Here is a 12,414-nt window from a genome sequence, read left to right as displayed (position 1 = left end):
GCTCTTCCTGGCTTTCTGCCGGCGACCTCTTCTTTGGCATCGCGTTTACCCTCCGACACCAACTCGTTGATAGGTGAGCCGCTTGCCGACAACACCAGACAGCAGATTTTCGGCGCGATCGGTGTCGTTGAACCCGCAAGCAGCGCGGTTGGTATAGCGGAAGTCAAACTCTGCCAAATAGCGGTGCAGATGCTTCTCGGAGCAATGCTGATAAATGCCCCGCATCCCGCGCTTGAAGATGGAGAAGAAGCCCTCGACGGTGTTCGTCGTGACGTCGCCGCGCACATATTCGCCCGCCAGATGGTTGACCTTATCGTGGCCCGCATATTCGCGGCCAACTGCCTTGTAGAGCGAGGATTCGTCGGTGGTGAGCAGCGCTTCGCGAGCGACGTTGGCGCGCACGATCTGCGCGACTTCATCCTTCGCCAGACCAAAGGCGGCGATGGAGCGCGACTTGCCGGTTTCACGGTCGATCAGCGAAACGACGCGCATCTTGTGATAGCCGCCGCGCGTGACGGGAACGCCCTTCTTGCGGCCGATGTAGGTCTCATCGACTTCAACGCGCGTTCCGTTGCCGCCGAAGGGAGCAAGGTCGCCAGAGCGCATGGCTTCACGGATACGCTGCGACATAAACCAAGCGGTCTTGAGCGTCACGCCAAGCGTCCGATGAAGCTGGTTGCTCGAAATGCCCTTCTTGCTGCCCGCGATCAGGTACATCGCCTGCAACCAGATGTGCATGGCAACGTGGCTGCTTTCGAAGATGGTGCCGATCTTCACAGTGAAGGGCTTCCGGCACTGGTAGCACTTGTAGGCGCCGATCCGGGTGGACTTGCCCTGCATCTTCGAGATGCGCTCGACACCACCACAATGCGGGCAAGTCGGGCCTTCCGGCCAGATGCGAGCCTCGACAAAAGCATAGGCTGCTTCTTCGTTGTGGAACTCGGGGCGGGAAAGGGCGCTGCTCATGCAATTGACCTACCCCTAGTGGGTGGGTACGTCAAGTATAATAACGCCCAACTTTGACAACTTCGGAAGATTGTTGCGCGCTCGCGAATCGCGCCTGCCGCAACGATTGTTGATATGTGACGCCGCTTCCCGCTACAGGCGCGGCATGTCCGACAGCATCACCTCAGCCGCTCTGCGCGAAGCCGCGCTCGTCTCCAAGGCCTGGCCTTATGAAGAGGCGCGCAAGCTGCTCAAGCGTTACGAGAAAGGCGCGCCCGACAAGGGGCATGTGCTGTTCGAAACTGGCTATGGCCCGTCGGGCCTGCCGCACATCGGCACCTTCAACGAAGTGCTGCGCACCACGATGGTCCGCCGCGCTTATGAAGAGCTGTCGGATATCCCGACGCGCCTGATCGCGTTCAGCGACGATATGGATGGGCTGCGCAAGGTGCCCGACAACGTCCCGAACAAGGATCTGCTCGCGCAGCACCTCGGCAAGCCGCTGACGCAGGTGCCCGATCCGTTCGAAAAGTTTGACAGCTTCGCCGCACATAACAATGCGATGCTTAGGGAATTTCTCGATCGCTACGGCTTCGACTACGAATTCCTGTCGGCCACCGAGCAGTATAAGGCGGGTCGCTTCGACGAGACGCTGAAGTCCGTCCTGCGCCACTATGATGCGATCATGGGCGTGATGCTGCCGACGCTGCGGGCCGAGCGCCGCGCGACCTATTCGCCGGTCCTGCCGATCAGCCCGACGTCCGGCATAGTCCTGCAGGTGCCTGTGACTGTCGTCGACGCGGAGGCGGGCCTCGTCAGTTTCGAGGACGAGGGCCAGACGGTCACCCAGTCGATCCTGTCGGGCGGCGCCAAGCTCCAGTGGAAGGTGGACTGGGCGATGCGATGGGTCGCGCTTGGCGTCGATTACGAGATGTCGGGCAAGGATCTGATCGACTCGGTCACCCAGTCGTCGAAGATCGCGCGCGTCCTTGGCTCCCGGCCGCCGGAAATGTTCACCTACGAGATGTTCCTCGACGAAAAGGGCGAGAAGATCTCCAAGTCCAAGGGCAACGGGCTCAGCCTCGAGCAATGGCTGACCTATGGCCCCGAGGAGAGCCTGGCTTTCTACGCCTATCGCGAGCCCAAGAAGGCCAAGCAACTCCACATGGGCGTGATCCCGCGCGCTGTGGACGAATATTGGCAGTTCCGCGGCAATTATCCGGCCCAGCCGATCGAGCAGCGGCTCGGCAACCCGGTCCACCACATCCATAGCGGCAAGCTGCCGGAGGGCGAATTGCCGGTCACGTTCGGCCTGCTCCTCAATCTCGTCGGCGTGATGGGTGAGGCGTCGAAGGAGCAGGTGTGGGGCTATCTCGCCAATTATGTCGCTGATGCCTCGGCGGAGAAATATCCCGAGCTCGACCGGCTGATCGGCCACGCGCTCGCCTATCACCGCGATTTCGTCGCCCCGACGCTCAGGCGCCGCAAGCCCGAGCCGAATGAGGCTGCGGCGCTCAAGGCGCTCGACGACAAGCTGGCGGCAATGCCGGGCGCGTCGGCGGAGGATATCCAGAACGAAGTCTATGAGATCGGGAAGAACCCCGACTACGGCTTCGCCAGCCTGCGCGACTGGTTCAAGGCGCTGTACGAAACGCTGCTGGGCGCCGAACAGGGGCCGCGCATGGGGAGCTTCATCGCGCTCTACGGCATCGATAACTCGCGGAAACTGATCGCCGAGGCGCTGGCGGCTTAAGCGTCGCCCGCGCCGGGAAAGGCGCGGTGGAGGAAGTCGAGGACCGCGCGGACCCGGAACGGCATCTGCCGCCCGGGAAAGTGATGGACCACCGACAGCCGCAGCGGCTCGATCGCGATGCCGGGCAGCAGGCGGGTGAGCCGCCCTTCGGCGATCGCCTCGGCGACCTGGATGTCGGGGAGCAGGCCGATGCCCAGATCGTGCGTCACCGCGCGATAGACGGCCTCGCTGCTGTTCGCGCGGAACGCGCCGGTGGCCGGAATCTGTACGCCGCCCACGTCCCACACCGATGGGGCGGGGCCATAGCCATAAGCGATGCACTCATGCTCGCGCAGGTCATCGGCGCCATCAGGCGTGCCGCGCTGGCCAAGATATAAGGGGGTGGCGACGAGGCTGCGCCGGATCAGTCCCAGCGGCTCGGCGAACAGGCTTTCGGGCGCCGGATCGCCGACGCGCAGCGCGAGATCGAGCCCGGTCTCCCGCAACTCGCCCTGCCAGTCGGCGACCGCGAACTCGATCCGCAGTTCGGGGTGGCGCGCGCGCAGGTCGGCCAGCCGCCCGGCATAATGAAGGCCGAGCGCGGTCGTCACGCCGACGCGCACCACGCCGCGCGCGCTCTTGCGGTCGCCCAGTTCGGACCTGGCATTGTCGACTGCCTCGATCACCGTTCGGGCGTGGTCGAGCAGTCTCAGCCCCTCGTGCGTCAGCGTCAGCCGCCGGGTGCTGCGGTGGAGCAGGCGGGCGCCGAAATGCGCCTCGAGGAAATCGATCCGTCGCGCGATCGTCGTATGGCTCGCGCCCGATCGCTCGGCCACGCGCGAAAAGCTGCCCTCCGCAGCGACGTCGGCATAGGTTCGCAGCGCCTGCACCAGATCGGTCATCTGAACATCCTATGCACAGCTGATACTCATATTATCGATATTGTGAACATATTCCGACCAATTCATCAGCGGCGATCGAGTCTGGTTGGAAGCCAGCAGCAAGGAGAGTGTTCATGGCGGATCGCGTGGCGAACCCCGGTTTGCGGTCGAAAATCTGTTCGGCCGAACATGCGGCCAGCTTCATCCGGCACGGCATGACCGTGGGGATGAGCGGTTTTACCGGATCGGGCTATCCCAAGGCGGTGCCGACCGCGCTCGCGCGGATGATCGAGGCAGAACATGCCGCCGGCCGGCCGATGCGGGTCAAGGTGTGGACAGGCGCCTCCACCGGCCCCGAACTGGACGGCGCGCTGGCCAAGGCAGACGGGATCGAACTGCGTCTGCCCTACAATTCGGATCCGGTCGCGCGCGAACGGATCAACCGGGGCGAGATGGACTATCTCGACATGCATCTGAGCCAGGTCGCCCCGATGGCGTGGGAGGGGTTTCTCGGCCCGCTCGACGTCGCGGTGGTCGAGGTGACGGCGATCCGGGCGGACGGATCGCTGGTCCCGTCATCGTCGGTGGGCAACAACAAGACCTGGCTCGATCGCGCCGAGGCGGTGATCCTGGAGGTCAACAGTTGGCAGAATGCCGCGCTGGAGGGGATGCACGACATCTATTACGGCACCGCGCTTCCCCCGCATCGCGTGCCGATCCCGCTGGTTCGCGCCGACGATCGGATCGGCGAGCCCACCTTGCGATGCGATCCCGCCAAGATCGTCGCGATCGTCGAAACCGACGTGCCCGATCGCAACCTGCCGTTCAGCCCGCCCGATGAGACCGCGTCGCAGATTGCGGGCCACCTGCTCGAATTCCTGTCGCATGAGGTGCGGGTGGGGCGGATGCCGGCGAGCCTGTTGCCGCTGCAATCGGGCGTGGGCAATATCGCCAATGCGGTGATGACCGGGCTGATAGACGGGCCATTCGACGAACTGGTCGCCTATACCGAGGTGATCCAGGACGGGATGCTCGACCTGATCGACGCGGGGAAGATGCGGATGGCGTCGGCCACCGCTTTCTCGCTCAGCCCCGAGGCGGCCTTGCGCGTGAACAACGATATGGCGCGCTATCGCGACAAGATGATCTTGCGTCCGCAGGAGATCAGCAACCATCCCGAGATCGTCCGTCGGCTCGGCTGCATCGCGATGAACGGGCTGATCGAGGCCGACATCTACGGCAACGTCAATTCGACCTGCGTGATGGGATCGCGGATCCAGAACGGCATCGGCGGATCGGGCGATTTCGCGCGCAACGCCTTCGTCTCGATCTTCATGACCCCGTCGACCGCGAAAAGCGGGGCGATCTCCGCGATCGTGCCGCAGGCGGCGCATGTCGATCATATCATGCAGGACGTCGCCGTGCTGGTGACGGAGCAGGGACTTGCCGACTGCCGGGGCTTGAGCCCTCGTAAGCGCGCCGAGTTGATCATCGCGAACTGCGCTCACCCGGCCTATCGCGAAATGCTGCGCGATTATTACGATCGCGCGCTCAAAGGCTCCTACGGCCTCCACGCCCCCTCGCTGCTGCGCGAGGCGCTGTCATGGCATCAGCGGTTCATCGACACCGGCACGATGATGCCGGGCTGATGGCGTTGGGGGCGGGCAGGTAGCCCGCCCCCGTCGCTCACTTCCCCGCCGCGATCCAGCGGTCGAGCTTGGCTTCCAGCACCGACATCGGCAGCGCGCCGGTATCGAGCACCTGCGCATGGAAGGCGCGCGGGTCGAACTTCGCGCCCATGACCTGCTTGGCCTTGGCCTTTTCCTTCAGGATCGTCAGCGCGCCGATTTTGTAGGCGAGCGCCTGGCCCGGAATGGCGATGTAGCGTTCGACTTCGGCGGTCGCGTCGGTCTTGCCCATGTTGGAGTGGCTGAGCATGTAGGCGATCGCCTGATCGCGGGTCCAACCCTTGGCGTGGATGCCGGTGTCGACCACCAGTCGCATCGCGCGCAGCATCTCGTCGCTCAGGCCGCCGAACCGCTGATAGGGATCGGTCTCCATGCCCAGATCCTTCCACAAGGTTTCGGCATAGAGCGCCCAGCCTTCGACGAAGGCGGTGTTGCCGCCGAAGCGCATGAAGGCGGGCAGGCCGGCATTCTCCTGCGCCAGGCTGATCTGGAAATGATGCCCCGGCACCGCTTCGTGCAGGTAGAGCGTCTCCATCCCCGGCGTGGTGCGTGAAGGGAGATCATAGCTGTTGTAATAGAAGGTGCCCGGGCGCGAACCGTCCGGCGTTCCCTGCTGGTAGCTGCCGCCCGCCTCGGTCTTCTCGCGATAGGGCTCGACCGCCTTGATCTGCAGCGGGCTCTTGGGGATCAGCGCGAACTGTTCGGGAATGCGCTGGTCGACGCGCTTGCCGATCGCGACATATTCGTCGCGGATCCACTCGGCGCTCTTGGGCTGGAACTTGGGATCGCTGCGCAGATATTCGAAGAACTGCGCCAGTGTGCCCTTGTAGCCCACCTGCGTCCTGATCTTTTCCATCTCCCCGGTGATCCGCGCGACTTCGCCCAGCCCGAGTTGATGGACGTCCTCGGCCCTGAGCGGCAGGGTCGTGTTCTGTTCGATCAGATAAGCGTAGAGCGTGTCGCCGCCCTTCATGCCGACCAGGCCCACGCTGTCGCGCGCGGCCGGCAGATATTCGGTCTTCAGGAAATCGCGCAGGCGGACATAGGCCGGGATGATCTGTGCCTTGATGGCCGTGGCATATTCGGCCTTCAGCCGCGCCTGATCGGCGGGAGCGATGCCTTCGGGGAAAGTCTTCACGGGGCCGTAGAAGGTCGAACCTTCGGGGCCGGCCTTCACCTGATCGATCTGCAGGTTGAGCTGGTCGATCACGTTGTTGACGATCAGCTTGGGCTGGACGACGCCCGATTTCATCCCCTGACGGAAGCGGACGATGCTCTCGTCGAGCAGCGCGACATATTCGCGGTGCCGCTTCAGATTATTCTCATAATCGGTCAGCGTCTTGAACGGCGCCGCGCCTTCGCCCGATGCGAAACCGGGATAGAAGGTGTGGAAACCGAAAAAGTGGTCGATCGGCCGCACCGCCGTCAGTGCCAATATCTCGGGCGAAAGCCCGCGCAGCGCGATCTCGGTCTGCCATTCGAACACATCGTAGGCGATCTGGTCGGTCTGGTTCAGCTTGGCGCGATCGATCGCCTTCAGGTTCGCCAGATCCTGCTCGCCTGCCTTGCGTTCGCCGTCAAAATAGGCGTCGGACAGAAAATCGCCCAGCCGGTCAGCATAGCGCATGTCGCCGCGGAACATGCCGCTGATCGGATTGCGCCTGAGCGAGGCTTCGTCGCTGTCGGCGAACAGCTTGAGCAGCTTTTTGTCCTCCGGCCCCTGCGCTTCTGCGGCGGGGGCGGGTGTCGCCGTCTGGGCGGCGGCGATGCCAGGCGCGAGCATGAGCGCGGCGGTCGCGAAAAGGAGGGCGCGGATTTTCATGTGGAGGGGCATCCCTGTCTGGAAGATGCCCTGTCCTATTCCGCCAACACAGCGAAACGCAAGCGGCCCCGGCATCGCGAGGATGCCGGGGCCGCCAATGCTTCTATCGGGTAAATTACCAGAAGAAGCCGTTGTTCACCGTTACGACGCGGCCGGTGCGAACGTTCACGAGGACCGCATCATTGCCGTAACGGACCCACCGGTTGACGCCACCCGCCATCGGCAGACGATAGCGGCCCGGATCGGTGATGTAATAGCGCGAGTGGTAATAAGCCGGCTGGAACCGATAACCCACGCTCACCGGGCGGTAGACATAGCCGCGCGGGCCGACATAGGCCGGGCGACGATAGACGTCGCGGTGCGAGCGGCGATAATCGCGCCAATCCTCACGAACCTCACGACGGGCATCGCGCACATCGGCGCGGGCATTGCGAACGTCGCGGTTGCTACCGTAGCGCTGAGCGTCGCGCAGGTCGCGCTGCTCCTGGCGCAGCTCGCGCTGGCTGTGACGGACTTCGGCGGCCGACTGGGCCTGGGCCATGCTCGGCACCGCGACCGCGGCCAGCAGCGCCATGATGATCGGACTACGCATTTTAGTGCTCCTTCTCCGTTCGAATCTCGTGCCGGCGCTCAACAAAGATTGCGTCGACAGGTTCCTGATTCGCACAGTCGCGCTGAACGGAGCGGAAATGTGTTCGTCAGCGAAATGACAGGTTTCCGGGCATTTCCAGACATTTCAGGTTTGAAAAAATCGAGCTCGCAATCAAAGCGAAAGGCCCGGCGGATCGCTCCACCGGGCCTCCTGATTGCGCGTCCCGCAGCGATCAGCGCCAGAAGAAGTCGTAGATGATGTCGCGGACGATCCCGCTCTGCACGTCGACCAGGATCACGTCGTCATAATAGCGGACCCAGCGATAAGGGCCGTATGCGGGCGGCAGGCGATAGTCCCACGGATCGTTGATCCAGTAGCTATTGCCGTAAAACCACGGATCGATCCGGAACCCTGGCGACCAGCGACGATAGCTGTAGGAATAGCCGCGCGGACCGACGTAGCGCGGCACCCGATAGTGCGAGCGATTGTCGCGGCGATAATCCTGCCAGGCGAAGCGGCGATCGTTGCGCCAATCCCGGCTCCAGTCGCGCCGATCGTTCCCGTTCCAGTCGCGACGGTCATTCCAGTCGCGGCGGTCCGCGCGGAAATCATTGCGATCATTGCGGAAGTCGCGGCGCGCATCGGTGCGTTGTCGGTCGAACTGATTCCGGTCGCCTTGGCCGCGATCGACCTGACCCCGATTGACCTGACTGCGGTCGACCTGGCCCTGGCGCCGATCGTCCTGCCGATCCCGTTGCCAGTCGCGTCGATCCTGCGGGGCAGGGGTGGGCGCGTTTGGACGTTCCTGACGCGGCGGCTGGAATTCACGCGACGGTTCCTGCGGATTCAGGCGGGCGCGCTCTTCTCGATCCTGACCGAAGTCGCGACGTTCATTTTGTTGAGGCCCGCCACGGCCACGAAAGCCATCGCCACCACCATTGCCGCGATCGGGACGATCCGTCCGCGCTTCCTGCGCCTGTCCGGCGACGGGGGCCAATACGGCAGAGGCGAGCAGCAGGCCCATCAGGCCCTTCGACACGGTACGCATCTCTTGAAACTCTCCAACGAGGCGGGCGTGATGCCAGCCTCGCACCCCATTTGCCGTAGTGCGACTGAGCGATGTCTGAATTGAGTCGTCAGCTTTCAGAAAGCAATTCGGTTTCCCTTGTCACGTCCCCTTGTCATTGCGAGCGTCGTCGCCTTCGGCTTCTCGCAATGACGAGGGCAGGGTTAGGGTTTCGGTTTCGTCAGCGCCGGCACGGCATTGGCGGCGTCCTCGGGATCGATCCCCGGCGGAGGTGCTGCGGAGATTTCCTCGCCGCCCGACATCACCCGGCCCGCGCGCTGGATCGCACGGCGGATGCGCGGATAGGTGCCGCAGCGGCAGATGTTGGTCATCGCCGCGTCGATCTCTTCGTCGGTCGGCGCGTGATTCTTTTCGAGCAGCGCGGCGGCGGCCATGATCATGCCCGGCTGGCAATATCCGCACTGGGGCAGGTTTTCCGCCACCCATGCCTGCTGAACCGGATGGCTGCGATCGCGCGCCAGCGCCTCGATCGTCGTGACGAAGCTGCCCTCGATCGATCCGATCGGCACCTGGCAGCTGCGGATCGCGGCCCCGTCGACATGCACCGTGCACGCCCCGCACAGCCCCGCGCCGCAGCCATATTTGGTGCCGGTGAGGTTGGAAGAGTCGCGCAGTGCCCAGAGCAGGGGGGTGGCCGGGTCCATCTTATAATGGATGGGCTGGCCGTTGACGGTGAAGCGAGTCATGGCCGGAAGCATAGGCAAAGACGGGCGGACGCAAAAGCGCGGCTGAAAATGGCCGTGCGACTTGATGAATCAATATCAGGGGTGTAGGGGCGGCGCTTCACGGCGCGAAGCAAATGGCTCGCGACGAGGCTTATACGTTGTCCGGTCAGGAAATCGGTGCTCGTCGGATCGGCGATGCGGCGCTCCATCCCGGGCCGGATTTGGAGATAGACGGGTTTATGCAGATCATCGTTCGCGACAATAATGTCGATCAGGCTCTCCGCGCGCTCAAGAAGAAGCTGCAGCGCGAGGGCGTGTATCGCGAAATGAAGCTGCGTCGTCATTACGAGAAGCCGTCGGAGAAGCGCGCCCGCGAGCGTGCGGCTGCCATCCGTCGCGCCCGTAAGCTCGAGCGCAAGCGCGCCGAGCGCGACGGCGTCCGGTAAGAAGCACTTACTGAGCCTGAATATCCTTGCCGCGTCCGGCCGGACGCGGCATGTCTCGCCCGAACGCCAATAACCGCGAGAGACCTATGTCCGAAGTGACCGCCGTACCCCTTCGCCCGATCGCGAAGGGCAGCCTGACCAAGCTCTGGATCGGGGTGGCGGTGGTCCTCGCGGCGGCGGCGGGCGTGGCGTATGTCGGCACCTACAAGCAGGTGGCGATGGCGCAGACGCCCGAAGAATTCCTGGCCGCCAATGCCAAGCGCAGCGGCGTGAAGGTCACCGCGTCGGGCCTGCAATATGAAGTCCTGAAGGAAGGCAGCGGCCCTTCGCCCACCGCCAACGACATGGTGCTGGTCGAATATGAGGGCAAGCTTGCCAATGGCGACGTCTTCGACGCCAGCGCGCGCCACGGCGGCCCGCAGCCACTTCCCGTCGCGGGCGGCATGATCCCCGGCTGGGGCGAGGGCCTTCAGCTGATGAAGCAGGGCGCCAAGTATCGTTTCTGGATGCCGCCGGCGCTGGCCTTCGGCGAGCGTGGCGTGCCCAACGGCCCGATCCCGCCGAACGCGGTCGCGATCTTCGACGTCGACCTCATCGCCGTCGCGCCTCCCGGCGCGATGGGGGGAATGGGCGGCATGGGCGCCGGCCACGGAATGTAAGCAAAAGGGTCGCTTCGGCGGCCCTTTTTGTTTTCGCGCCTCTTCAGCCACCAAAGGTTCGTTCGTGAAAGCCATTCTTCCCTTGCTCGCTTTGTGTTTCGCCGCTCCGGCGGGCGCGGCGGAGATATCGACGCACATCCTCGACCTTTCGCGCGGTGTCGGCGGTGTCGGCGTGCCCGTAACCCTGTCGAAGCGCGCAGCCGACGGTCGCTGGAGCGAGGTTGCCACCGCCAAGACCGGCGAGGGTGGGCGCATCCGCAGCTTCGGTGACTCCAAGCTGTTCGACAAAGGCGACTACCGGCTGCAGTTCGACATGTCGGCCTATCCCGATGCCAGCGCGACGCCCTTCTTCCCCGAAATCGTCCTGACCTTCCGCGTGACCGATCCGGCGGCGCATTATCATGTGCCGGTGGTCGTCAGCCCTTATGGCTATTCGACCTATCGGGGGAATTGACGCGCAGCCCCGATTTCCCTCGTCATTGCGAGCGTAGCGAAGCAATCCAGTCCTTCGTTTCTCTCATGGTCCGGGCCTGGATTGCCGCGTCGCCTTCGGCTTCTCGCAATGACGAGGAGTGGAGAGTCACCGCCCGATCAAATCGACGAACATCGTGTCGAGCTTCGACACGTCGATCGCGTAGATCAGGTTGACGTCGCGTTCGCCGAGGCCGGGGCCTTTGCCGGCAGGCCATGTCAGGAGCGCGCCGTAATTGGCGCCGGGCATCAGATCGACGTCCATCGCCAATGTGCCGCGCTGGGTGACGATCGTGGGGTCGAGCCAGGCGGCGGCTTCGACTTCGTCCCACAGGGGGAAGCCGGGCTGGGCGGTCTTGGCGACGTAGCGGGCGACGGGGCGCTTGCTGGCGGTCGCCCTGGCGAGCAGATCGGCGCCCGCGCGGGTGGGGGCGCTGGTGTCGCCGGTGACGAGGGTGAGCTTCTGCCAGGGCGAGGTGAAGACGATGTGCGACGCCTCGGGATCCCAAAAATGGTTGAACGAGAGGCGCGGCGCGTGGCTGACCTGCGCGGCGAATTCGTCGCCCTTCGTGCCCGCCGGCGGGGCGAGGAACATGCCGCCTTCCATCACCAGTTCCTTCACGCGGCCCGCAAAATCGTCGTCGAGGCGCTGGGCGAGCGCGAGATTGGTGAGCGGGCCCATCGCGATGATCGTGATTTGCCCCGGATATTTGCGGGTCATGTCGATCAGGAAATCGGCGGCGGAGCCGGGGCGGGCGGCGATTTTCGGCAGGCCGATTTCCATCGGGGGCACGACCTTGGGTTCGTGGAAGGGCGCGCGCTTCATCGTGTTGTCGCCGGGCCAGCTTTCGGTCCAGGCGCCGCGATAGCCAAGCGCGCCATATTGATCCTCACGCGCCTTGTTGCGCGCCTTGCTGTTGATCAGCGGGTGGATCGCGCCCTGGATGACGGGGACTTCGGTGCGTCCGATCAGTTCGAGCATGCGCAAGGTCTGCGCGGTTTCCTCGGGCGCCCAGCCGTCCCCGCTGACGATCGTGATCCCGAGAACCTCGACGGTCGGATCCTGCAGCAGCATGAGGATAGGCTGAAGGCCCGGGCCTTCGAACGCGTCCTGATCGACAATCACCTTGCGGCGTTCGGCCTGCGCAGCGCTGGCGAGCGAGAGAGCCAGCAGAAGGAAGAGCGCGTGCAGTGCTTTTGTCATGTGACCCCCCGGTTCGATTTTTCGATGTTACCGTCTCACCGGCGGACCGAAAGCCAAAAAGCCAGAATGGTCGCGGCCTTTGTGGCTTTCGTGGCCTTCGGCCGAAAACCGGGCTTTTCGCGCGATGGGGATCGGGCGAATCGCGAGGCGTTATCGGGAGGGTGGAGTCCGGCGCACGGCGTGCCGTGTAGAACATAAAGAGAACATTGTCAAGAGGGATTG

General features: G+C 64.1%; 13 protein-coding genes. 6 read left to right on the top strand and 7 right to left on the bottom strand.

Annotated elements, in window-relative coordinates; genetic code table 11:
* Positions 1–45: 45 nt before the first annotated feature.
* Complete coding sequence (locus tag FYJ91_RS01900; RefSeq protein ID WP_149520586.1) at positions 46–966, bottom strand: IS1595 family transposase; 921 nt, start codon at positions 964–966, stop codon at positions 46–48.
* Positions 967–1,111: 145 nt separating this feature from the next.
* Between FYJ91_RS01900 and FYJ91_RS01895 the strand changes: the two genes are divergently transcribed.
* The gene (locus FYJ91_RS01895) at positions 1,112–2,698 is read left to right on the top strand and encodes a lysine--tRNA ligase (RefSeq protein WP_149520585.1); all 1,587 of its coding nucleotides are present in this window, start codon (positions 1,112–1,114) and stop codon (positions 2,696–2,698) included.
* On the opposite strand, the gene FYJ91_RS01890 is transcribed toward FYJ91_RS01895, so the two are convergent.
* A complete protein-coding gene (locus tag FYJ91_RS01890; RefSeq protein ID WP_149520584.1) occupies positions 2,695–3,579 on the bottom strand; it encodes a LysR family transcriptional regulator in 885 nt (294 codons plus the stop codon). The two genes, FYJ91_RS01895 and FYJ91_RS01890, sit on opposite strands and share 4 nt — an antisense overlap.
* Before the next feature lie 113 nt (positions 3,580–3,692).
* On the opposite strand from FYJ91_RS01890, the gene scpC reads away from it, so the two are divergent.
* Positions 3,693–5,207 carry a succinyl-CoA:acetate CoA-transferase ScpC gene (gene scpC / locus FYJ91_RS01885; RefSeq protein WP_149520583.1) on the top strand — a complete coding sequence of 505 codons (1,515 nt, stop codon included), beginning with the start codon at positions 3,693–3,695 and terminating at the stop codon, positions 5,205–5,207.
* A 37-nt stretch (positions 5,208–5,244) separates the two neighbouring features.
* Here the strand turns inward: scpC and FYJ91_RS01880 are convergent, their stop codons facing one another.
* The 3 genes from FYJ91_RS01880 to FYJ91_RS20845 form a co-directional block, all read right to left on the bottom strand.
* On the bottom strand, positions 5,245–7,068 hold the full coding sequence (locus FYJ91_RS01880; protein WP_149520582.1) for a DUF885 domain-containing protein: 1,824 nt from the start codon (positions 7,066–7,068) through the stop codon (positions 5,245–5,247).
* Between the two features lie 115 nt (positions 7,069–7,183).
* Complete coding sequence (locus FYJ91_RS01875) at positions 7,184–7,660, bottom strand: RcnB family protein (RefSeq protein ID WP_149520581.1); 477 nt, start codon at positions 7,658–7,660, stop codon at positions 7,184–7,186.
* A 232-nt stretch (positions 7,661–7,892) separates the two neighbouring features.
* Positions 7,893–8,129 carry an RcnB family protein gene (locus FYJ91_RS20845; RefSeq protein WP_246152363.1) on the bottom strand — a complete coding sequence of 79 codons (237 nt, stop codon included), beginning with the start codon at positions 8,127–8,129 and terminating at the stop codon, positions 7,893–7,895.
* Positions 8,130–8,135: 6 nt separating this feature from the next.
* On the opposite strand from FYJ91_RS20845, the gene FYJ91_RS20840 reads away from it, so the two are divergent.
* Positions 8,136–8,792, top strand: coding sequence for a hypothetical protein (locus FYJ91_RS20840; protein ID WP_246152362.1), 657 nt, complete (start codon positions 8,136–8,138; stop codon positions 8,790–8,792).
* Between the two features lie 98 nt (positions 8,793–8,890).
* Here the strand turns inward: FYJ91_RS20840 and FYJ91_RS01865 are convergent, their stop codons facing one another.
* Positions 8,891–9,433: a (2Fe-2S)-binding protein gene (locus FYJ91_RS01865; protein ID WP_149520580.1), complete on the bottom strand. Its 543-nt coding sequence runs from the start codon at positions 9,431–9,433 to the stop codon at positions 8,891–8,893.
* 218 nt (positions 9,434–9,651) lie between these two features.
* Between FYJ91_RS01865 and rpsU the strand changes: the two genes are divergently transcribed.
* The 3 genes from rpsU (at position 9,652) to uraH (ending at position 10,971) form a co-directional block, all read left to right on the top strand.
* Complete coding sequence (gene rpsU, locus FYJ91_RS01860) at positions 9,652–9,858, top strand: 30S ribosomal protein S21 (RefSeq protein ID WP_010126124.1); 207 nt, start codon at positions 9,652–9,654, stop codon at positions 9,856–9,858.
* Between the two features lie 86 nt (positions 9,859–9,944).
* Positions 9,945–10,517: an FKBP-type peptidyl-prolyl cis-trans isomerase gene (locus FYJ91_RS01855; protein WP_149520579.1), complete on the top strand. Its 573-nt coding sequence runs from the start codon at positions 9,945–9,947 to the stop codon at positions 10,515–10,517.
* 64 nt (positions 10,518–10,581) lie between these two features.
* Positions 10,582–10,971 (top strand): hydroxyisourate hydrolase, encoded by a 390-nt coding sequence (gene uraH / locus FYJ91_RS01850; RefSeq protein WP_149520578.1) that lies wholly within the window; start codon positions 10,582–10,584, stop codon positions 10,969–10,971.
* Positions 10,972–11,097: 126 nt separating this feature from the next.
* Here the strand turns inward: uraH and FYJ91_RS01845 are convergent, their stop codons facing one another.
* Complete coding sequence (locus tag FYJ91_RS01845) at positions 11,098–12,192, bottom strand: nucleoside hydrolase (RefSeq protein ID WP_149520577.1); 1,095 nt, start codon at positions 12,190–12,192, stop codon at positions 11,098–11,100.
* Positions 12,193–12,414 lie beyond the last annotated feature (222 nt).

Source organism: Sphingomonas montanisoli (assembly GCF_008274695.1).
In the GTDB taxonomy this organism is placed as follows: Bacteria; Pseudomonadota; Alphaproteobacteria; order Sphingomonadales; family Sphingomonadaceae; genus Rhizorhabdus; species Rhizorhabdus montanisoli.
This window is presented reverse-complemented; position numbering and strand designations above follow the sequence as displayed.

Coding starts and splice junctions, on each gene's coding strand:
- FYJ91_RS01900 (WP_149520586.1), bottom strand. CDS start 966: ATGAGCAGCGCCCTTTCCCGCCCCGAGTTCCACAACGAAGAAGCAGCC.
- FYJ91_RS01895 (WP_149520585.1), top strand. CDS start 1,112: ATGTCCGACAGCATCACCTCAGCCGCTCTGCGCGAAGCCGCGCTCGTC.
- FYJ91_RS01890 (WP_149520584.1), bottom strand. CDS start 3,579: ATGACCGATCTGGTGCAGGCGCTGCGAACCTATGCCGACGTCGCTGCG.
- scpC (WP_149520583.1), top strand. CDS start 3,693: ATGGCGGATCGCGTGGCGAACCCCGGTTTGCGGTCGAAAATCTGTTCG.
- FYJ91_RS01880 (WP_149520582.1), bottom strand. CDS start 7,068: ATGAAAATCCGCGCCCTCCTTTTCGCGACCGCCGCGCTCATGCTCGCG.
- FYJ91_RS01875 (WP_149520581.1), bottom strand. CDS start 7,660: ATGCGTAGTCCGATCATCATGGCGCTGCTGGCCGCGGTCGCGGTGCCG.
- FYJ91_RS01865 (WP_149520580.1), bottom strand. CDS start 9,433: ATGACTCGCTTCACCGTCAACGGCCAGCCCATCCATTATAAGATGGAC.
- rpsU (WP_010126124.1), top strand. CDS start 9,652: ATGCAGATCATCGTTCGCGACAATAATGTCGATCAGGCTCTCCGCGCG.
- FYJ91_RS01855 (WP_149520579.1), top strand. CDS start 9,945: ATGTCCGAAGTGACCGCCGTACCCCTTCGCCCGATCGCGAAGGGCAGC.
- FYJ91_RS01845 (WP_149520577.1), bottom strand. CDS start 12,192: ATGACAAAAGCACTGCACGCGCTCTTCCTTCTGCTGGCTCTCTCGCTC.